Below are 20973 nucleotides of genomic sequence, written 5' to 3' on the forward strand. Positions count from 1 at the left end.
TGGATCGCTTCAAATGCTGAAGGGCTCAGTCACGCACCAACGCGCTGACTAAGTACTACGAGCATCCCGGGCTTTCCGGCGGTTTCCATAACGTCCGACGGTAGCCTTCGCACAGCTCAACAGTCAAATCCGGTCGCGCCGTGGACCGGCGCGGGGCGATGCGATGATGCCAGGGTGGTTACCGATTCGCCCGTCGTGATCAAAGTGTCCCCGATGGCCCACTTCGCCGTCGGGTTCTTCGCCCTCGGCCTGCTGATACCGGTGCTGGCCTGGCCGGTGAGCGCGCCGCTGCTGGTCATCCCGGTGCTGTTGTCCGCGTTGATCATCCGGCTGCGCACGGTCGCCGACGAGAATGGCGTGACCGTTCGGACGCTGCTGGGCAGCCGGACGGTGCGCTGGGAAGAGATCGACGGGCTGCGCTTCAACCGCGGGTCCTGGGCGCGGGCCCGCCTGAAAAGCGGCGCCGAACTGCGCCTGCCCGCGGTGACTTTCGCCACGCTGCCGCAGCTGACCGAGGCCAGCGCGGGGCGGGTCCCCAACCCCTACCGGTGAGGGTCAGGCGATCGGGTTGACCCCGTTGAGCATGACCCAGACCGCGACTCCGGCGGCGATGCCGGCCAGCAGGGCCACGAACGACCCGATGAAGGGGCGGTGGGCCCAGCCTCGGCCGGCGTCCAGGCCGTAGCGGCCCGGTCCGCACAGGATGACCGCCACGGCCATCACGATCAGGGTGATCTGGTATTCGTGCCCGTCGGGCAGGAAGTACGCGAAGGTGTTCGAATGCGGCCGGGCGGAGATGGTCGCGAGCAGGCCGTTGATCAAAAACGCCAGCGCGCCCGCCGCGGCGATCGGGGTGAACAGCCCCAGCACCAGCAGCACGGCGGCCACGGTCTCGCCCCCGGCGCTCACGTAGGCCAGCACGTCGGCGTGGTGGTAGCCGACGTCGGACAGCGAGTTCTTGAAACCCGTCACCCCCGAGCCGCCCCACCAGCCGAACAGCTTCTGCAGGCCGTGGGCCCCCAGCACCACGCCCAGCCCAATCCGCAGCACCAGCAAACCCAGGTGCTGCGTGCCGCGCTTGCCGACCTCGCGGTGCCGCTCGTCGTCGCTGTCCCCGTCGATCTGGGCCGGCTCGGTGGCGTTGATCGGCGTCGGCTGCGCCACCGACGCCGGCTGCACGTACGGAAGCGGCTCCTGCTGGTCGAGCAGGTGATATCCGCCGGCCCCCGGGGCGCCGGAGGCGGCGGGGTCGACATACGGGATGACGGTGGTGTTTCCGAAGTCGCCCGGGTACCCGACCGGCGTCAGGTCATCCTCGGGGTCGACCAAGCGCGCCGAGGCTGGGCGCCCCGCGACCGGCTCCGCGGATTCGCCGGACCGGCTCCAATGTGCGTCATTCGATTGACTGGTCACGGGTGTCAGGGTAAGGGCAAAAGCGCCCGAATCGGGGATTTGAGCGGCGCTTTCGCCGGTTAGTCCGCCAAAACGCCCCGGATTCGCCCCAAATCGCCGTTTCCGCCCCTCCCGGAGGCCCAAAAGCGTGAAATCGGGGCCCGACCGGCGGGGCTTCCGCGGACGGACCCGGGCAGGCGTGTGGCGGCGGTGCCCGGGCAGTCCGTAGCCTGTCGGTCATGCGGATACGGGGCTCGGTTCGCGGCGCGCTCGCCGCCCTCTCCGCGGTGGTACTGGTCGCCAGCGGGTGCGCGCGATTCAATGACGCCCAATCCCAGCCCTTCACGACCGCCCCCGAACTCAAGCCGCAGCCCAGCTCGACGCCTCCCCCGCCGCCGCCGCTGCCGCCCACGCCCTTCCCCAAGGCCTGCCCGGCGCCGGGCGTCATGCAGGGCTGCCTGGAGAGCACCAGCGGCCTGATCATGGGCCCGGACAGCAAAACCGCCCTGGTGGCCGAGCGCACCACCGGCGCCGTCAAGGACATCTCGGTCAGCGCCGAGCCGAAGGTCAAGATGGTCATCCCGGTCGACCCGTCCGGCGACGGCGGGCTGATGGACATCGTGCTGTCGCCCACCTATCAGCAGGACCGCCTGATGTACGCCTACATCAGCACGCCCACCGACAACCGGGTGATCCGCGTGGCCGACGGCGACATCCCGAAGGACATCCTGACCGGGATCCCCAAGGGTGCCACCGGCAACACCGGGGCGTTGATCTTCACCAGCCCGACCACGCTCGTCGTGATGACCGGCGACGCGGGCAACCCGGCGATGGCCGCCGACCCCAAGTCCCTGGCGGGCAAGGTGCTGCGCATCGAGCAGCCGACCACCATCGGTCAGGCGCCGCCGACGACCGCGCTGTCCGGCGTGGGCTCCGGCGGCGGCATGTGCATCGACCCCGTCGACGGCTCGCTGTACGTCGCCGACCGCACCCCGACCGCGGACCGCCTGCAGCGCATCACCAAGACCTCCGAGGTCTCCACGGTCTGGACGTGGCCGGACAAGCCCGGCGTGGCCGGGTGCGCGGCGATGGACGGGACCGTGCTGGTGAACCTGATCAACACCAAGCTGACCGTGGCGGTGCGGCTCGCGCCGAAGACGGGCGCGGTCACCGGCGAACCCGACGTCGTGCGCAAGGACACCCACGCCCACGCCTGGGCGCTGCGGATGTCGCCGGACGGAAACGTTTGGGGCGCAACGGTTAACAAGACGGCCGGGGACGCCGAGAAGCTCGACGACGTGGTGTTCCCGCTGTTCCCGCAGGGCGGCGGCTTCCCGCGCAACAACGACGACAAGACCTAGACGGGTCCCTCGAGGGTGAACCTCAGGCCGTATTTGCGCGGCTCGGCGGCCGGTTTGTGCAGGACGAACCGCTCCGGGGCCTCGGTGCCGGGTTCGATCTCGTCGAGATCGGACAGGTAGAGCACGTCGTCGTAGGAGTCCGGAACCCATCCGGCGACGGGCTCCACGATGTAGGCGACGTGATCCCCGATGTCGATCCAATGCGCGGTCCTGCCGACGAACCAGGCGATCGCCTCATCGAGGATCGGCATCCCGTGCGGGCCGACCCGCCACGAGCAGCGGCCGAATTTGTCGGCCTGGTCGTCCGTTTCGCCGTCGAACAGCTCGGCCAGCGCGAGGTGGCGTTGCGACAGGACGTGCACCGCCAGGTGCTCGGATTGGCGGGCCGCCTCGCAGGTGGCGCTGCTGCGGGGCACCACGACCATGAAACTCGGCGGCGCCACGCTGGTTTGGGTGGCGAAACTGATCAGGCAACCCGACGGTTGAGCATCGGTCTGAGTGGTCACGACGAACACCGGGCTGTCCAGCATGGCCATCAAGTCGTCGAACACGGCGTGGCGGCCCGCGGTCAGCCCTGACCGCAGGCGGCCAGCACGAGTTCGCGCACCCGGGCCGCGTCGGCCTGCCCGCGGGTGGCCTTCATCACCGCGCCGACGATCGCGCCGGCCGCGGCCACCTTGCCGCCCCGAATCTTCTCGGCGACATCCGGATTGGCGGCCAGCGCGTCGTCGACGGCGGCCTGCGTCACCGAATCGTCGCGCACCAGCGCCAGGCCGCGGGCGGTCATCACCTGTTCGGGTTCGCCCTCCCCGGCCAGCACGCCCTCCACCACCTGGCGGGCCAGCTTGTTGGACAGCTTGCCCTCGTCGACCAGAGCGATCACCGCTGCGACCTGCGCGGGGGTGATGGCCAGCTCGTCCAATTCGATGTTGGCCTCGTTGGCCTTCTGCACCAAGAAGTTTCCCCACCAGGCGCGGGCCTGTTCGCTCGCCGCCCCGTGCTCGACGGTCTCGGTGACCAATTCGACGGCCCCGGCGTTGACCAGATCCCGCATCACCTCGTCGGAGACGCCCCACTCCTCTTGAATTCGCTTGCGGCTCAACCACGGTAGCTCGGGGATGGTTTGGCGCAGCCGCTCGACCAGATCGCGGCTGGGCGCGACCGGCTCGAGGTCGGGCTCGGGGAAGTAGCGGTAGTCCTCGGCGGTTTCCTTGGTGCGGCCGGGGCTGGTGTAGCCGGACTCGTGAAAGTGCCTGGTTTCCTGGGTGATCCGCCCGCCGGACGACAGCACGGCGGCCTGGCGCTGCATTTCGTAGCGCACGGCGACCTCGACGCTCTTGAGCGAGTTGACGTTCTTGGTTTCGGTGCGCGTCCCGAACTCGGTTGCCCCGGTCGGCATCAGCGACACGTTGGCGTCACAGCGCATCGAGCCCTGGTCCATCCGGACGTCGGATACGCCCAAGGCGCGCAACAGGTCCCGCAGTGCGGTGACGTAGGCGCGGGCGATCTGCGGGGCCCGCTCGCCGGCGCCCACGATCGGTTTGGTCACGATTTCGATCAGCGGCACGCCGGCCCGGTTGTAGTCGATCAGCGACGTCGTAGCGCCGTGGATGCGGCCGGTCTCGCTGCCCAGGTGGGTGAGCTTGCCGGTGTCTTCCTCCATGTGCGCCCGCTCGATCGCCACCCGCCAGGTGGAGCCGTCTTCCAACGGCGCGTCCAGGTAGCCGTTGATGGCGATCGGCTCGTCGTACTGCGAAATCTGGTAGTTCTTGGGCATGTCCGGGTAGAAGTAGTTCTTCCGGGCGAACCGGCACCACGGCACGATCTCGCAATTCAGCGCCAGCCCGATCCGAATCGCCGCCTGGACCGCGGCCTGGTTGAGCACCGGCAGCGAGCCCGGCAGCCCGAGGCACACCGGGCACACCTGGGTGTTGGGTTCGGCGCCGAATGTGGTGGAGCAGCCGCAGAACATCTTCGTCGCGGTGGACAGCTCGACGTGCACCTCGAGGCCGAGGACGGGGTCGAAACGCGCGATGACCTCGTCGTAATCCAGCAGCTCGGACCCGGCGGCAATACTCATGCCGTCGATCCTAACGAGGGCCGCGGGTCAGGGCCCGGGCGGCGGTCGGCGGTCCCCGAGCCGGAGCTCCCGCTCCATGCCCGCGCCGGGAAACATGTCGGCCAGCGCGGCCGCCATCTCCAGATAGCTGCGCCGGCTCTCCTTGCTCAGCCGATCCAGGCCGATCTCCTTGCCGTCATGCACGTGCCGATCGAACGGCAGCACGACGGTGGCGCCGACCCGCGCCGACAACTGGTCGAGCTCCTTGGCGGCGACGACGGCGACCTTGCCCGCCTCGACGTGGTTGATCGCCAGCACGGTCCGCTTCATCAGGCGCTGATATCCCTTGTTGCGCAACAGGTCCAGGGTGGTCCTGGTCTTGCGTATCGCATCGATCGAGGTGCTGGTGACCACGACCAGGGCGCGTGACTCCGGCAGGACGGCATCCATCACGGCCGAATTGACCGCCTTCACACAGTCCACCAACACCACCGAATAGTGTTTACGCAGAATCGAAAAAGCCCTGACGACGTCGTGCCGCTCCAGCCGCCAGTCGGTGCGCGCGTAGTCCGGCAGTCCGAGCACCTCCAGATTGAAGCTGTTCATGTAGGTGTGCGCCCGCACATCCGAATAGTGGGTGGCCGCGCCGTCGCGCAGCAGGTCGGCGATGCTCAGGGGATTGCGGCGGCCGTGGCGCTCGGCCAGGTCGCCGGCGTCGATGTCCACGGCGATCACCCGGTCGTCGCGGACGGCGGCGAAGGTCGAGCCGAGCGCCTCGACCACGACGGTCTTGCCGACGCCGCCCTTGAGGTTGAGGACCGCGATGGGGAACGCGCCGCCCACGGGCGTGCGGATGCGGTCGCGTAGCTCCTGCTCGTACGCCGAGCCTTTGCCCGGGCCGAGGTCGATTCCGGTGAGGCGCCGGACCAGGTCTCGCCAGCTGAACCCGGCCGAGTCCTCGACGTCCTGCGGCTCGAGGCTGTCGAGGGCCGTCCCGCCGACGGTCAGCTCCGGGCGGGACCGCGCGGGAACCCGCCGCGCCGGTGCGGGCGCGGTGGGTGGGGGCTGCGGCGGGCGCGGCACGGTGGCGGATGTCCAATTGGGGTCGTCGCGCGCACGCGGCGGCGGCCGCTGACGGTCTCGTGGGCCCGACCCCGGCTGGTGAACGACTCCGCGAATTGACCCGCGGTTGCTCATGAGAGTGGGTATAACCGCTTCGAGCTGGCAGAAAACCACCAATATCGAGGCGACCTCGCCTGAGCTGCCGGCGGAGGCGGCAAATTCAGCCGGTGGTCAGGTCGGTGCCACCCGCTGTTCGCCACCGCTTAGCCGAAGAAAGCCGCCGCGTCGTCGTAGCGGCTCTCGGGCACCAGCTTGAGGTGGCGCGTGGCGTCCGCCAGCGACACCCGGCCGATGTCCTGGCCGCGCAGCGAGACCATCTGGCCGTACTCGCCCGCGTGCGCGGCGTCGGCGGCGTTGACGCCGAAACGGGTCGCCAGCACCCGGTCGTAGGCCGTCGGGGTGCCGCCGCGCTGGACGTGGCCCAGCACGGTCACCCGGACCTCCTTGTTGATCCGCTTTTCGACCTCGGCGCCGAGTTGCTGGGCGACGCCGGTGAACCGCTCGTGACCGAACTCGTCAATCCCTCCCTCGCGCAACGTGATTGAGTCGGCGATCGGTTTGGCGCCCTCGGCGACCACGCAGATGAAGTGCGAATCCCCGCGCTGGAAGCGCCGTTTGACGAGCCGGCACACGTCCTCGACGTCGAACGGCTGCTCGGGGATCAGCGTCATGTGCGCTCCGGACGCCAGCCCGGCGTTCAGCGCGATCCATCCGGCGTGGCGGCCCATCACCTCCACCAGCATCACGCGTTGGTGGGATTCGGCCGTGGAATGCAACCGGTCGATGGCGTCGGTGGCCACCGTCAGCGCGGTGTCATGCCCGAAGGTCACGTCGGTGCAATCGATGTCGTTGTCGATGGTCTTCGGCACGCCGACGACGGGAACGTTCTCCTCGGACAGCCAGTGCGCGGCCGTCAGCGTGCCCTCGCCGCCGATGGGGATCAACACGTCGATGCCGTTGTCGTCCAGGGTCTGTTTGATCTGGTTCAGCCCGGCCCGAAGTTTGTCGGGATGCACGCGGGCGGTGCCCAGCATCGTTCCGCCCTTGGCGAGCAGCCGGTCGTTGCGGTCGTCGTTTTGCAGCTGGATGCGCCGGTTCTCCAGCAGCCCGCGCCACCCGTCCTGGAATCCGACCACCGACGAGCCGTACCGCGAGTCGCAGGTACGCACCACCGCCCGGATGACGGCGTTGAGCCCGGGACAGTCGCCGCCCCCGGTGAGAATTCCGATCCGCATCTGTTTATCTTGCCCGCACGGGGCACGAATGGCGCGACCTGGCGCAAATTCGCGCGCTAAACGGTGGCCGCGCTCGGCAGCGGCCCGCGGGCCGCCTCGTAGGCGGCGCCGACCCGATACAGGCGGTCGTCGGCCAGCGCGGGGGCCATGATCTGCAGCCCGACCGGCAGGCCGTCGTCGGGGGACAGCCCGGACGGCACCGACATGCCGCAGTGGCCGGCCAGGTTCAGCGGCAGCGTGCACAGGTCGAACAGGTACATGGCCAGCGGGTCGTCGACCTTCTCCCCCAGCGGGAACGCCGTGGTCGGGGTGGCCGGCGATACCACCACGTCGACGGATTCGTAGGCCCGGTCGAGGTCGCGCGCGATCAGCGTGCGGACCTTCTGCGCCTGGTTGTAGTAGGCGTCGTAATAGCCCGCGGACAGCGCGTAGGTGCCGATCATGATGCGCCGCTTGACCTCCGGGCCGAAGCCGGCGGCGCGGGTCATGGCCATGACTTCCTCGGCGCTGTGGGTGCCGTCGTCGCCGACCCGCAGCCCGTAGCGCATCGCGTCGAAGCGGGCCAGGTTGCTGGACACCTCGGACGGCAGGATCAGGTAGTAGGCGGCCAGCGCGTGATCGAAGTGCGGGCAGTCGACTTCGCTGACCTCGGCGCCCAGCTCGGTCAGCTGCTCGACGGCGGCCTCGAACGACGCCAGCACCCCGGGCTGGTAACCCTCGCCGCGCAGCTGGGAAACCACGCCGACGCGCACGCCGCGCAGATCGCCGCCCGCGCCCGCCCTGGCGGCGCCGACCACGTCGGGCACCGCGGCGTCGACGGACGTCGAGTCGCGCACGTCATGCCCGGCGATCACCTGGTGCAGCAGGGCGGTGTCCAGCACGGTGCGCGCGCAGGGGCCGCCCTGATCCAGCGACGACGCGCAGGCGATCAGCCCGTAGCGGGACACCGTGCCGTAGGTGGGTTTGACGCCGACGGTCGCGGTCAGTGCCGCCGGCTGGCGGATGGAACCGCCGGTGTCGGAGCCGATGGCGAGCGGGGCCTGGAACGCGGCCAGCGCCGCCGCGCTGCCGCCGCCGGAGCCGCCGGGCACCCGGTCGAGGTTCCACGGGTTGCGGGTGGGGCCGTAGGCGGAGTTCTCCGTCGAGCTGCCCATCGCGAACTCGTCCATGTTGGTCTTGCCCAGGATCGGGATGCCGGCCGCGCGCAGGCGGGCGGTGACCGTCGCGTCGTAGGGGGAACGCCAGCCCTCGAGGATCTTGGAGCCGCAGGTGGTGGGCATGTCGAGGGTGGTGAACACGTCCTTGAGCGCCAGCGGGACCCCCGCCAGGGCCGACGGCAGCGGCTCGCCGGCGGCCACCGCGTCGTCGACAGCGGCCGCGGCCGCCAGCGCCTCGTCGGCCGCCACGTGCAAAAACGCGTGGTAGCGGTCGTCGGTCGCCTCGATCTGGTCCAGGCAGGCCCGGGTGATTTCCGTGGACGACAGCTCCCCGGCGGCGACCTGGGCGGCCAGCGTCGCCGCGTCGGCTCGGACGATGTCGCTCACTCGGCGTCCCCAAGGATCTGCGGCACGGCGAAGCGGCCGTCGACGGCCTCGGGCGCCGCGGCCAGCGCCTCGGCCTGTGTCAGGCACGGTGTCATCTCGTCCGGGCGGGTGACGTTGACGTCTTTCAGCGGGTTGTCGGTCGGTTCGACGCCGGTGACGTCGACCGATTGGACCTGGCTGACGTGGGTGAGGATGGCGTCGAGCTGGCCGGCGAAGCTGTCCAGCTCGGCATCCGTCAGCGCCAGCCGGGCCAGCCTGGCGAGGTGCGCCACGTCGTCGCGGGAGATCTGGGACACGACTGGCAAGCCTAGTCGGGCGACCGAGACCGCTCGGCACTCAGGGCTCGCCGAAATGCTGTGGATACATCGCTGTGTAAAAGTGTTGGCCGTGCCGTCGTATCTGTTGCGCATCGAGCTGGCCGACCGCCCGGGCAGCCTGGGCTCGCTGGCCGTGGCGCTCGGTTCGGCGGGCGCCGACATCCTGTCGCTCGACGTGGTGGAGCGCAGCTCGGGTTATGCGATCGACGACCTGGTCATCGAGCTGCCGCCGGGGGCGATGCCGGACCGGCTGATCACGGCCGCGGAGTCACTGCCCGACGTCCGCGTCGACAGCGTGCGCCCGCATACCGGGCTGCTGGAGGCGCACCGCGAGCTGGAACTTCTCGACCACGTCGCCGCCGCCGGCGACAACGACTCGCGGCTGAAAGTCCTGGTCAACGAGGCGCCCAAGGTGCTGCGGGTCAGTTGGTGCGCGGTGCTGCGCAGTTCGGAGGGCCAGCTGGAGCGCCTCGCCGGCAGCCCGGGGTGTCCGGAAACCCGGGCGGATTCCGCACCATGGCTGCCGATCGAGCGCGCGACGGCGCTGGACCACACCGGCGAGTGGGTGCCGCAGGCGTGGCGCGACATGGACACCACGATGGTCGCGGCGCCGCTGGGCGACCCGCACACGGCGGTGGTCCTGGGTCGCCCCGGCCCGGAGTTCCGGCCGTCGGAGATCGCCCGGCTCGGCTACCTGGCCGGCATCGTGGCCACGATGCTGCGCTGACACGTTCAGGTCAGCTCGAGGTGAGGGCCTGCTCCATGTCTGCGACCAGATCGTCGGTGTCCTCGATCCCCAGCGAGAGGCGCGCGAATCCGTCCGCGACGGGGTCGCCCCAACGTGCCCGCCGGTCCACCGAGCTGTGGATGCCGCCGAAGCTGGTCGACGCGATGAGCAGCTCACTGCGCTCCACGAGTGCGTGCACCGCGGCGGCGTCGGCCAACTCGAATGACACCAGGGCCCCGAACCGGCGCATCTGGGCGACGGCCACGGGGTGCGCCGGGTCCTCGACCAACCCCGGGTAGCGCACGGCTCGCACCGCCGGATGGCCGGCCAGTATCGTCGCCGCAGCCTGCGCGTTTTGGCACTGCCGGTCGAATCGCAGCCCGGCGCTGCCCAGGCTGCGCAGCAGCAGCCAGGCCTCGAATCCGCCCAGGATCGCACCGGCGAGCAGGCGTTGACGCTCCACGGCGGCGATCAACTCGGGATGGTTGGTCGCCACGTAACCGGCCAGCAGGTCACCGTGCCCCGAGATCCCCTTGGTGGCGCTGGCCACCACCACGTCGGCCCCCAACGCCAGGGGGCACTGACCGAACGGGGTGGCGGCGGTGTTGTCGACAACCAACCGCGCCCCGCGAGACCGGCAGATGGCAGCCAGCCGCCGGAGGTCGATCACATCCAGCGCGGGGTTGGTGGGGGTTTCGGCCAGCACGACGTCGGCGCCGGCCGCGGCGTCGTAGATTTGCGAAATCGACGCCTCGATCACCGAAACACCCGCGGGCGCAAGGTGTTCCGCCGCATAGCGGCGCACCTGGTAGTAGCCGTCGGACGGCACCACCAAAGCCGAACCGGGCCCGGTCAGCGCGCGCAGTGACGCGCTGATGGCCGCCATGCCCGAGCTGAAGACCACCGCGCCGGTCGCTCCCTCCAGCGCCGCGACCGCCGATTCCACCTGCCGCCAGGTCGCATTGGAGCTGCGGCCATAGGTGTCCAAATCTGGGGCTTCGTCGGCCGACAGGTGATACGTGGAGGCCAGCACCGCCGGCGGCGTCACCGGCTGACCGGGGACGGCCGGCGGGCTTACAGCCCTGACGCTACGCGTCGAATCGCCGAACCGACCCCTCACTCTTCGGCCTCGGAAGGCCCGTCGGCCAACAGCTTTCGGAATCCGTCCTCGTCGAGGATCGGCACGCCGAGTTCCACCGCCTTGTCGTACTTGGAGCCCGGCGCGTCGCCGGCGACGACGTAATCGGTCTTCTTCGACACCGATCCCGCGGCCTTGCCGCCGCGCGACACGATCGCCTCCTTGGCGTCGTCGCGCGAAAAACCCGCCAGCGAACCGGTGACCACGATGGTCAGCCCCTCGAGGGTGCGCGGCGTGCTCGCGTCGCGTTCGTCGGCCATCCGCACCCCGGCCGCCCGCCACTTGTCGACGATCGCGCGGTGCCAGTCCACGGTGAACCATTCGGTGACCGCGGCGGCGATCGTCGGGCCGACGCCCTCGACCGCGGCCAGCTGCTCGGTGGACGCGTCCTCGATCGCCTGCAGGTCACCGAATTCGGTGGCCAGCGCGCGGGCGGCCGTCGGGCCCACGTGCCGGATCGACAACGCCACCAGCACCCGCCACAGGGGCTGCGACTTGGCCTTGTCGAGGTTGGCCAGCAGCCGCTTGCCGTTGGCCGACACCGCGCCGCTCTTGGTAGTGAACAACTCGGTGCGCAACAGGTCGTCCTCGGTGATCGAGAACAGGTCTCCCTCGTCGGAGATCACCCCGGCCTGCAGCAGCGCGATAGCGGCCTCGTAGCCCAGCGCCTCGATGTCGAACGCGCCGCGGCCGGCGACGTGAAACACCCGCTCCCGCAACTGCGCCGGGCAGGACCGGGCGTTGGGGCAGCGGATGTCGGCGTCGCCCTCCTTGGCGGGGGCGAGCGGGGTTCCGCATTCGGGACACGTTGTGGGCATGACGAATTCGCGTTCCGTGCCGTCGCGCAGGTCGACGATCGGCCCGAGCACCTCGGGGATGACGTCGCCGGCCTTGCGGATCACCACGGTGTCGCCGATCAACACGCCCTTGCGCTTGACCTCGGCCGCGTTGTGCAGGGTGGCCAGCCCCACCGTCGAACCGGCCACCTTGACCGGTGTCATGAACGCGAACGGCGTGACGCGCCCGGTCCGCCCGACGTTGACGCGGATGTCCAGGAGCTCGGTCTGCACCTCCTGGGGCGGGTACTTGTACGCGATCGCCCAGCGCGGCGCGCGCGAGGTGGAGCCCAGGCGGCGCTGCAGCGCCACGTCGTCGACTTTGACCACCACGCCGTCGATCTCGTGATCGACGTCGTGGCGGTGCTCGCCCCAGTAGGTGATGCGATCGAGCGCGCCGGTCACGTTTTCCACCCGGGTGGTGTGCTCGGAGACGGGCAGACCCCACGCGCCCAGCGCCAGGTAGGCGTCGTGCAGGGTGGCCGGCCGGAAGCCCTCGGTGTGTCCCACCCCGTGGCAGATCATCCGCAGCCTGCGGCGCGCGGTGACGGCGGGGTCTTTTTGGCGGAGCGATCCCGCGGCGCTGTTGCGGGGGTTGGCGAAGGGCGTCTTGCCGTCCTCGACCAGCGCGGCGTTGAGCGCCTCGAAGTCGGCGAGCCGGAAGAACACCTCGCCGCGTACCTCGAGCACCTTCGGTACGGGGTAGTCCTCGCCGGACGTCAGCCGTTCGGGGACGTCGTCGATGGTTCGGGCGTTCAGCGTGACGTCCTCGCCGGTGCGGCCGTCCCCCCGCGTCGCCGCCCGGACCAGCCGACCGTCGCGATACACCAGCGACAGGGCGACGCCGTCGATCTTGAGCTCACATAGGTAGGGCACGTCGTCGCCGACCTCGGCGCGCACCCGCGCGGCCCACAACTCGAACTCGTCGGCGCTGAAGACGTTGTCCAGGGACAACATTCGCTCGAGATGCTCGGCCTCGGTGAAATCGGTGGCGAAGCCGGCCCCGCCGACGAGCTGGGTCGGCGAATCGGGCGTGCGCAGCTCGGGGTGCTGCTCCTCGAGCGCTTCGAGCCGCTTCAGGAGCTCGTCGAACTCCGCGTCGGAGATGATCGGCGCGTCGCGCACGTAGTAACGGAACTGGTGTTCGCGCACCTCGTCGGCCAGTTCCCGCCACTGCCGCCGAACGTCGGGCGCAACGGGGTCAGCCTCTGCTGAAGTCACCTTGGCAGGTTATCGAAGGGCACCGACGGGCTGGATCGTGCGCCGAGATTGCCATGGTGGTTGCGCTGAGCCTTCGCGGCGCAGACATAATGGCAGTCTCGGCGACGAGCTCACTCGTCTTCCACGAATGCACGCAACCGCTCCACCGCCGCGTCCCAGCGCCGCGACAGCTGGTCGAGGTAGTCGCTGGCCTGGGCCAGCGGTTCGGTCCGCACCGTCCAGACGCGCTCGCGTCCGCGCCGCGCGCTGGTGACCAGTCCGGCGGATTCGAGCAGCGCCAGGTGCTTGCTGGCCGCCTGCCGGGTGACCGGAATGGCCTGGGTGACTTGCGATGTCGAGCACGGCCCGGCGTCGCAGAGCCGGACGATGATGCGCAGCCGATTCGCATCCCCGAGCGCGTCGAAGAGCGGCGCGCCGACGGCGCTCATACCCGGGTGCCCTCCAGATACCGGCGCACAAGGTCGGTCTGGATGGCCCAGCCCTCGGAGTTGGCCTCGAACGAGGACGCGCGACGCGCCGCGGGGATGGCGTCGAAACCGGATTCGGTGATCGTGAGCAGCACACCGTCGGGCGTCTCGGCGAGCGTGAACTCGACCAGCGTGGTCGGCTCATCGTCCGCATCCAGCTCGCCGGCGCACGGCTGCCAGCGGTAGGCGAACCGCCGCTTGGGCTCGATCGCGACGATCTGCCAGGTGCTCTGCACACCCGCGTGCGGCTCCTGGCGCTTGGCGACCTCCTCGTCGACGGTGGTCGGTGTGATGGTCGCGGCGACGGGCTTACCGGCGACGAACGGCCCGTCGAAGCGGACCCCGAACCACTGCCCGAACTGCTCGGCGTCCGTGATGGCCCGCCACACCCGGTCCAGCGGCGCGCGCAACACGACTTGTTTCTGAATGCGATCAGTGCTCATATGCAACCTCCTGGTTGCATTTCAGGCTGCCACAACCAACCCCGAAGCGCAACCGTTTAGTTGCGTATGGCGTCTGCTAGGTCAAACCGTCCGAACCGTTCGCGCCGAAGATGCCCGACGGTCCGCCGGTGCCGGCGGTGCCGGTGCCCCCGGGGCCAATGCCCGCGTTGCCGCCGTTGCCGCCGACACCGATCCCCGCGGCGCCGCCGCCGTTACCGCCGACGCCGCCGACACCAGTGACGCTGCCGGAGAAGCCGCCAGTCCCGCCCGTTCCGCCCGACCCGCCGGCCCCACCGTCGCCGATCAACCACCCGCCGGCCCCGCCGGGCGCGCCGGTCCCCGGCACCCCGTTCGCGCCGTTGCCGATCAGCGGGCGCCCCGTGAACTGAACGAATGGCGCGTTGATCTGGTTGAGGATGTCCTGCGCCGTCGGAACGGCGGCGGCGTTGGCGGCCTCGGCGCTGAGATATGTCGCCGCGCCGCCGTTCAACAAGCCGACGAACTCGTCGTGAAACGCCGCGACCTGGTTGCCGAGCGCCTGGAAATCCAGGGCGTGCGCGTTGAAAAGTGCCGCGATGGCGCCCGATACGTCGTCGGCGGCCGCCGCGGTGATCCCGGTGGTCGACGCGGCGGCCGCGGACCGCGCCGCACCCAGCGTCGAGCCGATATTCGCCAGATCCCCGGCCGCCGCCGTCACGTACTCCGGCGCCACAACAACAAACGACATGCCCGTGTCCCCCTTCAAGTCGACTCACCCGGTGCCGGCCCCCCAAACCGATCGGGACACAGGCGCGCGTCAAGATTAACGGGCGCGTCAATTAATCAAAGGGCTTTTGGATAAAGCTCTTTAGGCGAGCTAAATGGCGTCCGGGTCCTCGGCGAACGCCTCGGCAGCCTTGCGGGCGAGCTCGATCGCGGTCCGCGCCCACGCCGGCGTGGCGCCCGCCAGGCCGCACGCCGGGGTCACGCCGATGCGCTCGCGCAGCGCCGAGCGGGCGAATCCGAGCCGATCGGTCACCGCGACGACGGCGGTGGCGATCTCTTCGGCCGACGGCCGCTGTGGCGGCGCCGTCGCCGGGACCACGCCCAGCGCGACGGTGCGACCGGATTCGACGAAGGCCGCGATGCCGTCCAGGTCCTCGGCGCGCAGCGTGCTGGCGTCCACAGATACGCCACCAATCCCGCTGCGCCCCAAGAGATCCCACGGCAACTCCGAAGCGCAGCTGTGGACCAACACGTCGGCGCCGACGGTCGCGGCGCACGCGTCGAGCAGTCCCAGGGCGACCGCCTCGTCGAGCGCGGCGACCGGGCTCAGCGCCGTCACCCCGCTCAGTTGCCCACCCAACGCCGCCGGCAGCGACGGCTCGTCGAATTGCACCACCACCGGCGTATCGAGGCGGCGGGCGAGCGACGCACGGTGCGCCGCAACGCCTTCCGCCAGCGACGCCGCCAGGTCGCGCACGGCACCGGAGTCGGTGATGGCGCGGTGGCCGTTGGCGAGTTCGAGCCCGGCGGCCAGCGTGATCGGCCCGGGAGCCTGCACCTTGACCACCCGCCCGGCGCCGCGCAGCCCCGCCGTCTCCCAGGCCTCCTCCAGCGCGTCCATGTCTTCGTCGAGGAGGCTGACGGCGCGGCGCGTCACGGCGCCGGGCCGGGCGGCGATGCGGTAGCCGCGCGGGACCGTGTCGATGGCCACGTCGACCAGCAGCGCGCCGGCGCGGCCGAACAGATCGGCGCCCACTCCCCTGGCGGGCAGTTCGACGAGGTGGGCCAGCGCGCCCGCCAGCTCGCCGACCACCACCTCGGCGGCCGCGCGCGGCGCGGTGCCGGGCCACGATCCGACGCCGCTGGCCCTCGCGAACGGATGCGCGAAAACACTCACCGGCCAACCGTATTCGACGCCGCGATCGGCTCCGGTCGCGAGGGGTGTTCGGGGCGGAGTAGGTTCATGCCGAGAAGGGTGCAAAACGGTGGGGCACAGGGCGAGACTGGCACGGACACGGCCGCTGCTGTTTGTTGGCGCGGTGTTGCTGACGGCGGCGTGCACCCGGGTGGTGGGCGGCACCCCCCTGGCGGGATTCGGGCCCGCCGCCAAGGGCGTTCAGGGCGTCAACGTCGACACCATCCTGCTGGACCAGTCACGGATGCGCGCCATCACCGGCGCCGGTGAGCACCTCACGATCATCCCGTCGATGGACGGCACCCGCCCGGTCGACATCGACGCCCTCGCCGAGGCCACGCCGGCCGAGTGCCGGTTCCTCTACGCCGAGACGGCCACGTTCGGCCCCGACATCGAGGAATTTCACAAGACCACCTTCCAGGACCCGCCCGACGGGGCCCTGATCTCCGAGGGCGCCGCCGCCTACCAGGACGCCGACACCGCGCGCCGGGCATTCAGTGCGCTGGTGGGCGCCGTCGGCGGCTGCGCGGGCGGCTCGGCGGGCCAGTCGCTGGTCGGCGAGTGGAACGCGAACGCGAACTCGCTGCACCTGGGGCCCGGCGGGTGCGGACGCGACTACCGGGTGCTGAAGGTGGCCATGGTGGAAGTCACGTTCTGCGGCTTCGCGCAGTCGGTGTCCGACATCGTGATGACGAACATCGCCGCCAACATTCCCGGATAGCTCACCAGTGCGCCGTCGCCAGCAGCTCGAAGTTCGGGTGGCCGTACTTGACCCACATCGCCACGTGTAGGGCGGTCATGGCTGCCGAGACCGCCAGAGCCGCGATCGCCAGCCCGAAGCCGTTCTCCCCACGCCGCCTCACCTGGTGCAGCGCGACGACGGCGAAGATGGTGCTCAGCAGCGGGCTGCCGTACATGCCCATCAGGCTGAGCACGAAGGCCGCGATGGCCCAGGCGTTGGTCTGAACGGTCCGCACCTCACGCGCCGCGGCTTGCTGGGTGGTCATCTCGGCTCCTTTCCTGCTGTCAGGGAAAGGGTCGGAAACCGCCCTTGGCGGATCCTCAAGGAATTCTTGGCGCGGGCTCAGCGCGAGGTGGCGGCGATGGTGGCGCTGCCGAGCACCTCGTCGCCGTCGGGGTCCGGGCGGTAAAGCACCAGCGTCTGCCCGGGCGCGACGCCGCGCAGCGGGTTGCGCAGCCGAACGACGAGCTCGTCGCCGACCAGTTCGGCCACCGCGCCCACCGTCTCGCCGTGCGCCCGCACCTGCACCGCGCACTCGACGGGGCCCTGCGGCGGGGCCCCGGCGGTGAACACCGGTGACCGCCCGACCAGGCCGTGCACATCGAGGTCCGACGACTCCCCCACCTCGACCGTTCCCGTCTCGGCGTCGATCGACGTCACGTAGCGCGGACGGCCGGTCGGCCCCGGGCCGGCGATGCCCAGCCCCTTGCGCTGCCCGACGGTGAACCCGTGCACCCCGTCGTGGGTGGCCAGCACGGCGCCGTCGGTGGTCACGACGGCGCCGCGGCGCACCCCGATGCGCTCCCCCAGGAAGGCCCGGGTGTCGCCGGACGGGATGAAGCAGATGTCGTGGCTGTCCGGCTTGTCGGCGACGGCCAGGCCGCGACGGGCCGCCTCGGCCCGGATGTCGGGCTTCGGGGTGTCCCCTATCGGGAACGCCGCGTGCCGCAACTGCCCAGCGGTCAGCACGGCCAGCACGTAGGACTGGTCCTTGTCCCGGTCGACGGCGCGGCGCAGCCGCCCACCGGACAGCCGGGCGTAGTGGCCGGTGGCCACCGTGTCGAAGCCAAGCGCAACGGCTTTCGCCGACAGCGCCGAGAACTTGATTCGCTGATTGCACCGCACGCAGGGGTTCGGGGTCTCGCCGCGGGCGTAGGACTCGACGAAGTCGTCGATCACGTCCGCCTTGAACCTCTCCGCGAAATCCCATACGTAGAACGGGATTCCGAGCACGTCGGCGACGCGGCGCGCGTCGGACGCGTCCTCTTTGGAACAGCAGCCCCGCGAGCCGGTGCGGAACGTGCCCGGCGCCGACGACAGCGCCAGGTGCACCCCGACCACGTCGTGCCCGGCGTCGACCATGCGGGCGGCGGCGACGGACGAATCGACGCCGCCGCTCATCGCGGCGAGGACCTTCACTTACGGCGCCCCCGCGGCGGCCAGCGCGGCCCGCCGGGCGCGGTCCACCGCGGCAGGCAGCACCCGCAGCACGGCATCCACGTCGGCGTCAACGCTGGTGTGCCCCAACGAGAGTCGCAACGACCCTCGGGCGCTGGCCGGGTCGGCGCCCATCGCGACCAGGACGTGCGACGGCTGCGCCACGCCGGCGGTGCAGGCCGAGCCGGTCGAGCACTCGATCCCGTTGGCGTCCAACAGCATCAGCAGCGCATCGCCCTCGCAGCCGCGGAACGTGAAGTGCGCGTTGCCGGGCAGCCGCTGCGGGTCGCGGGCGCCGTTGAGGCTGACGTCGTCGATGCCGGCCAGGACGCCCTCGACCAGCCGATCGCGCAACACCCGCAGCCGAGCGCTGTTCGGCTCGAGCGCGTCCACCGCGATCCGGGCCGCCGCCGCCATTCCGACGGCGCCGGCGACATCCGGTGTACCGGAACGGATGTCGCGCTCCTGCCCGCCGCCGTGGGACAGCGGCACGCAGGCGACGTCGCGGCGCAGCAGCAGCGCGCCCACGGCGGGCGGACCGCCGAACTTGTGCGCGGTCACGCTCATCGCCGACAGGCCGCTGGCCGCGAAGTCGACGGGCAACTGCCCCACCGCCTGAACGGCGTCGCTGTGCACCGGGACGCCGAATTCGGCTGCGACGGCCGCGAGTTCGGCGACCGGCATCACGGTGCCCACCTCGTTGTTGGCCCACATCACCGAGACCAGCGCGACGTCGTCGTGGCTTTGCAGCGCCTCGCGCAGCGCGGCCGCCGACACCGAGCCGTCGGCGGCGGTGGGCAGCCAGGTCACCTCGGCGCCTTCGTGCTCGACGAGCCAGTTCACCGAGTCCAGCACGGCGTGGTGCTCGACCTCGCTGGCGACGATGCGCCGCCGCGACGGGTCGGCGCCGCGGCGAGCCCAGTAGATGCCCTTGACGGCGAGGTTGTCGCTCTCGGTGCCGCCCGCGGTGAAGATGACCTCCGACGGGCGCGCGCCCAGTTTGTCGGCGATGAGCTCGCGGGATTCCTCGATGCGCCGCCGCGCCGCGCGCCCGCTGGTGTGCAGCGAGGACGCGTTGCCGACCGCGCCGAGCGCGGCCGTCATCGCCTCGATGGCGGCGGGGTGCATCGGGGTGGTGGCGGCGTGGTCGAGGTAAACCATGACGGGCCCCACGATACCTGCAGGTCCGGTTAGCTAACCCACCAGCACGTGGCGCCGGCCTCGGCGCTGCGGCACCCCCACGCCCACCGCGGACTCGCACCGGCGGGCCAGCGCCCGCCGGTCGGTGCCCGGCAGCTGCAGGGATTCCACGTGAACGTGCGCCACGGTGCGGCGCACGGCCAGCAACCTGCACATCGACCGCCACAGGGTGTCGTCGCCGACGAACGCCGGAACGGTCGAAACGCCGCCGTCGACGTGGCGGTAGGTCAACCGCAGTGGCTGCACCGGGCGGCCGGCGTCGATCGCGGCCTGGAACATCGCCGGATAGAACGACCCGCAGGCCAGCCCGCACCAGGTGGTGCCCTCCGGGAACGCCACCACGGTCTGACCCGCGCGCAGCCGGTGCGCGACGGTCTCGACCACCCACGGCAGCCGCCGCAGGTTGGCCCGCTCGATGGGAATGATCTTGAACAGGCGCACCGAGAGAGCACCGAACAGGTCGGCGCGGGCCACGAACGACCCGGGCAGCACCGAACCGATGGCGAACACGTCCAGCCAGGACATGTGGGGACTGACCACCAGGACGCCACGCAGGTTCCGGATCGGGCTGCCCGACACGCTGATCCGCACGCCGAAGCAGCGCAGCACCACCCGGCAGTAGAACCGTTGCACCCGCATCTGTCCCGGCAGCGGCACCAGCGCCAGCGGCACCGCCGGCACCAACAGCAGCGCCAGCATGACGCGAAGCGTCACCCGCAGCACCACCCGCCACCGTGTCGAGGCGGGACCGACCCGCACGCAGCTGCTGTCGCACGTCGCGCGTGGCAGCCAAGCGTGGGCGCCGGGAGCGTTCACCGCGCGCCGCCCACCAATTCCGAAGCGGCCGAAACCGACCGCAGCCTCTTGAGATATCGGGTATCGGCGCGCCGTTTGTCCAGCAACACGCAGAAGTCGCCCACACCGAAGTCCGGGTCGTGCGCGGGCTCGCCGCAGACCTGGGCGCCCAGCCGCAGGTAGCCGCGCATCAGCGGCGGGACCGTGGGCCGCGCCGGCGCGGGGATGTCGTCGAGCGCCCGCCCGGCCACCCGGACGGGGCGGTGGGGGCGCACCCGGTACTGCGGCGGGGCGGCGTGGCGGTTGAGGATGAAGTCGCGCACGCCGCGCAGCTGGCTGCCCGGCGTGTCCCCGTCAGATTCGTCGCCGATGGGCACCGACACGCAGCCGGTCACGTAGTCGTAGTCGTAGCGGTCCAGGTAGGCCAGGATGCCCGCCCACATCAGCAGCACGACCCCACCGTTGCGGTGACCGTCGCGGACCACCGCGCGCCCCATCTCGACCAACGAGGGCCGCAGCGGGTCGAAAGCGCGAACATCGAATTCCGTTGCGGTATAAAGGCCCCCGACCGCGATGGCGCCGGCCGGCGCCAGCATCCGATAACAACCCACCAGCTCGCCGGTGTCGTCGTCGCGGACCAGTAGGTGGTCGCAGAATTCGTCGAACCTGTCGATGTCGAGGCGCTGCGTTCCGGCGGTCGGCAAGGCGAATCCGGGTGTGCTGGTGAATACGTCGTACCGGAGCCGCTGCGCCGCCTCGATCAAGCTGGGATCGGTGGACAGCAACAGTGAATAGTGCGGCCCGGCCGAGCCCGTCGCCGCGCCCGCCGGCTTGTCGCTGGCGATCAGGACAGAAGCAATGCTCATGGGAACAACGTGGCGTAACCGATGAGCTAATCGGCATCGACGCTATGACGTGTCGGTGCACGCCAGATGACGAAATATCGCGAAAATTCGCGCTAATTGACCGTGCGGTTAACGGACGCAGGACCGCCGGTGCTGCGGACGGCGGCGAATTTAGGTGAACCGCAACCGAAG

The 20973-nt window shown here is 70.6% G+C and carries 22 protein-coding genes; 4 read left to right on the top strand and 18 right to left on the bottom strand.

The window, feature by feature from the left end; translation table 11 throughout:
- Window positions 1–213: 213 nt before the first annotated feature.
- Window positions 214–552 (top strand): PH domain-containing protein, encoded by a 339-nt coding sequence (locus AC5Y5E_RS00450; protein WP_499901814.1) that lies wholly within the window; start codon window positions 214–216, stop codon window positions 550–552.
- 3 nt (window positions 553–555) lie between these two features.
- On the opposite strand, the gene AC5Y5E_RS00455 is transcribed toward AC5Y5E_RS00450, so the two are convergent.
- Window positions 556–1413, bottom strand: a complete 858-nt coding sequence (locus AC5Y5E_RS00455; RefSeq protein ID WP_499901058.1) for a DoxX family protein — start codon at window positions 1411–1413, stop codon at window positions 556–558.
- A gap of 218 nt (window positions 1414–1631) precedes the next feature.
- Between AC5Y5E_RS00455 and AC5Y5E_RS00460 the strand changes: the two genes are divergently transcribed.
- A complete protein-coding gene (locus AC5Y5E_RS00460; RefSeq protein WP_499901059.1) occupies window positions 1632–2753 on the top strand; it encodes a PQQ-dependent sugar dehydrogenase in 1122 nt (373 codons plus the stop codon).
- Here AC5Y5E_RS00460 and AC5Y5E_RS00465 read toward each other — a convergent pair.
- From AC5Y5E_RS00465 to gatC, 6 genes are all read right to left on the bottom strand, one after another.
- Window positions 2750–3289: a flavin reductase family protein gene (locus tag AC5Y5E_RS00465; RefSeq protein ID WP_499901815.1), complete on the bottom strand. Its 540-nt coding sequence runs from the start codon at window positions 3287–3289 to the stop codon at window positions 2750–2752. The genes AC5Y5E_RS00460 and AC5Y5E_RS00465 overlap by 4 nt on opposite strands.
- Window positions 3290–3321: 32 nt before the next feature.
- Window positions 3322–4833, bottom strand: coding sequence for an Asp-tRNA(Asn)/Glu-tRNA(Gln) amidotransferase subunit GatB (gene gatB / locus AC5Y5E_RS00470; protein WP_499901060.1), 1512 nt, complete (start codon window positions 4831–4833; stop codon window positions 3322–3324).
- A 27-nt stretch (window positions 4834–4860) separates the two neighbouring features.
- Window positions 4861–6009 carry a MinD/ParA family ATP-binding protein gene (locus AC5Y5E_RS00475; RefSeq protein ID WP_499901061.1) on the bottom strand — a complete coding sequence of 383 codons (1149 nt, stop codon included), beginning with the start codon at window positions 6007–6009 and terminating at the stop codon, window positions 4861–4863.
- A 128-nt stretch (window positions 6010–6137) separates the two neighbouring features.
- Window positions 6138–7169 carry an ATP-dependent 6-phosphofructokinase gene (locus AC5Y5E_RS00480; protein ID WP_499901062.1) on the bottom strand — a complete coding sequence of 344 codons (1032 nt, stop codon included), beginning with the start codon at window positions 7167–7169 and terminating at the stop codon, window positions 6138–6140.
- A gap of 56 nt (window positions 7170–7225) precedes the next feature.
- Entirely contained in the window at window positions 7226–8713 is a 1488-nt protein-coding gene (gatA, locus tag AC5Y5E_RS00485; protein WP_499901063.1) for an Asp-tRNA(Asn)/Glu-tRNA(Gln) amidotransferase subunit GatA, read from the bottom strand.
- Window positions 8710–9009 carry an Asp-tRNA(Asn)/Glu-tRNA(Gln) amidotransferase subunit GatC gene (gene gatC / locus AC5Y5E_RS00490; RefSeq protein WP_499901064.1) on the bottom strand — a complete coding sequence of 100 codons (300 nt, stop codon included), beginning with the start codon at window positions 9007–9009 and terminating at the stop codon, window positions 8710–8712. The genes gatA and gatC overlap by 4 nt, the downstream gene beginning before the upstream one ends.
- Before the next feature lie 91 nt (window positions 9010–9100).
- Between gatC and AC5Y5E_RS00495 the strand changes: the two genes are divergently transcribed.
- Entirely contained in the window at window positions 9101–9757 is a 657-nt protein-coding gene (locus AC5Y5E_RS00495) for an ACT domain-containing protein (protein WP_499901065.1), read from the top strand.
- 10 nt (window positions 9758–9767) lie between these two features.
- Here AC5Y5E_RS00495 and AC5Y5E_RS00500 read toward each other — a convergent pair whose 3' ends face one another.
- The 6 genes from AC5Y5E_RS00500 to AC5Y5E_RS00525 form a co-directional block, all read right to left on the bottom strand.
- A complete protein-coding gene (locus AC5Y5E_RS00500) occupies window positions 9768–10877 on the bottom strand; it encodes a cystathionine gamma-lyase (RefSeq protein ID WP_499901066.1) in 1110 nt (369 codons plus the stop codon).
- Window positions 10874–12952, bottom strand: a complete 2079-nt coding sequence (ligA, locus tag AC5Y5E_RS00505) for an NAD-dependent DNA ligase LigA (protein ID WP_499901067.1) — start codon at window positions 12950–12952, stop codon at window positions 10874–10876. Before ligA ends, AC5Y5E_RS00500 begins: the two co-directional genes overlap by 4 nt.
- A 110-nt stretch (window positions 12953–13062) precedes the next feature.
- Window positions 13063–13380 carry an ArsR/SmtB family transcription factor gene (locus AC5Y5E_RS00510; RefSeq protein ID WP_499901068.1) on the bottom strand — a complete coding sequence of 106 codons (318 nt, stop codon included), beginning with the start codon at window positions 13378–13380 and terminating at the stop codon, window positions 13063–13065.
- Window positions 13377–13862: an SRPBCC family protein gene (locus tag AC5Y5E_RS00515; RefSeq protein ID WP_499901069.1), complete on the bottom strand. Its 486-nt coding sequence runs from the start codon at window positions 13860–13862 to the stop codon at window positions 13377–13379. Before AC5Y5E_RS00515 ends, AC5Y5E_RS00510 begins: the two co-directional genes overlap by 4 nt.
- A gap of 76 nt (window positions 13863–13938) precedes the next feature.
- Window positions 13939–14589, bottom strand: a complete 651-nt coding sequence (locus AC5Y5E_RS00520) for a PE family protein (RefSeq protein ID WP_499901070.1) — start codon at window positions 14587–14589, stop codon at window positions 13939–13941.
- Between the two features lie 129 nt (window positions 14590–14718).
- Window positions 14719–15744 carry a uroporphyrinogen decarboxylase/cobalamine-independent methonine synthase family protein gene (locus tag AC5Y5E_RS00525; protein ID WP_499901071.1) on the bottom strand — a complete coding sequence of 342 codons (1026 nt, stop codon included), beginning with the start codon at window positions 15742–15744 and terminating at the stop codon, window positions 14719–14721.
- A gap of 106 nt (window positions 15745–15850) precedes the next feature.
- On the opposite strand from AC5Y5E_RS00525, the gene AC5Y5E_RS00530 reads away from it, so the two are divergent.
- Entirely contained in the window at window positions 15851–16483 is a 633-nt protein-coding gene (locus tag AC5Y5E_RS00530; RefSeq protein ID WP_499901816.1) for a sensor domain-containing protein, read from the top strand.
- A gap of 1 nt (window position 16484) precedes the next feature.
- On the opposite strand, the gene AC5Y5E_RS00535 is transcribed toward AC5Y5E_RS00530, so the two are convergent.
- From AC5Y5E_RS00535 to AC5Y5E_RS00555, 5 genes are all read right to left on the bottom strand, one after another.
- Entirely contained in the window at window positions 16485–16769 is a 285-nt protein-coding gene (locus AC5Y5E_RS00535) for a DUF4190 domain-containing protein (RefSeq protein ID WP_499901072.1), read from the bottom strand.
- 77 nt (window positions 16770–16846) lie between these two features.
- Window positions 16847–17923, bottom strand: coding sequence for a tRNA 2-thiouridine(34) synthase MnmA (gene mnmA, locus AC5Y5E_RS00540; RefSeq protein ID WP_499901073.1), 1077 nt, complete (start codon window positions 17921–17923; stop codon window positions 16847–16849).
- Window positions 17924–19102 (bottom strand): cysteine desulfurase family protein, encoded by a 1179-nt coding sequence (locus AC5Y5E_RS00545; protein ID WP_499901074.1) that lies wholly within the window; start codon window positions 19100–19102, stop codon window positions 17924–17926.
- A 33-nt stretch (window positions 19103–19135) separates the two neighbouring features.
- Window positions 19136–19957 (bottom strand): lysophospholipid acyltransferase family protein, encoded by an 822-nt coding sequence (locus AC5Y5E_RS00550; RefSeq protein WP_499901075.1) that lies wholly within the window; start codon window positions 19955–19957, stop codon window positions 19136–19138.
- Entirely contained in the window at window positions 19954–20802 is an 849-nt protein-coding gene (locus AC5Y5E_RS00555; RefSeq protein WP_499901076.1) for a GNAT family N-acetyltransferase, read from the bottom strand. Before AC5Y5E_RS00555 ends, AC5Y5E_RS00550 begins: the two co-directional genes overlap by 4 nt.
- Window positions 20803–20973: the final 171 nt, after the last annotated feature.

Source organism: Mycobacterium sp. NGS54 (genome assembly GCF_059812465.1).

Excerpts from the sequence above, each read along its gene's own strand:
- AC5Y5E_RS00450 (WP_499901814.1), top strand. The coding sequence starts at position 214 with ATGGCCCACTTCGCCGTCGGGTTCTTCGCCCTCGGCCTGCTGATACCG.
- AC5Y5E_RS00460 (WP_499901059.1), top strand. The coding sequence starts at position 1,632 with ATGCGGATACGGGGCTCGGTTCGCGGCGCGCTCGCCGCCCTCTCCGCG.
- AC5Y5E_RS00465 (WP_499901815.1), bottom strand. The coding sequence starts at position 3,289 with ATGGCCATGCTGGACAGCCCGGTGTTCGTCGTGACCACTCAGACCGAT.
- gatB (WP_499901060.1), bottom strand. The coding sequence starts at position 4,833 with ATGAGTATTGCCGCCGGGTCCGAGCTGCTGGATTACGACGAGGTCATC.
- AC5Y5E_RS00475 (WP_499901061.1), bottom strand. The coding sequence starts at position 6,009 with ATGAGCAACCGCGGGTCAATTCGCGGAGTCGTTCACCAGCCGGGGTCG.
- AC5Y5E_RS00480 (WP_499901062.1), bottom strand. The coding sequence starts at position 7,169 with ATGCGGATCGGAATTCTCACCGGGGGCGGCGACTGTCCCGGGCTCAAC.
- AC5Y5E_RS00510 (WP_499901068.1), bottom strand. The coding sequence starts at position 13,380 with ATGAGCGCCGTCGGCGCGCCGCTCTTCGACGCGCTCGGGGATGCGAAT.
- AC5Y5E_RS00515 (WP_499901069.1), bottom strand. The coding sequence starts at position 13,862 with ATGAGCACTGATCGCATTCAGAAACAAGTCGTGTTGCGCGCGCCGCTG.
- AC5Y5E_RS00520 (WP_499901070.1), bottom strand. The coding sequence starts at position 14,589 with ATGTCGTTTGTTGTTGTGGCGCCGGAGTACGTGACGGCGGCGGCCGGG.
- AC5Y5E_RS00535 (WP_499901072.1), bottom strand. The coding sequence starts at position 16,769 with ATGACCACCCAGCAAGCCGCGGCGCGTGAGGTGCGGACCGTTCAGACC.
- AC5Y5E_RS00545 (WP_499901074.1), bottom strand. The coding sequence starts at position 19,102 with ATGGTTTACCTCGACCACGCCGCCACCACCCCGATGCACCCCGCCGCC.
- AC5Y5E_RS00555 (WP_499901076.1), bottom strand. The coding sequence starts at position 20,802 with ATGAGCATTGCTTCTGTCCTGATCGCCAGCGACAAGCCGGCGGGCGCG.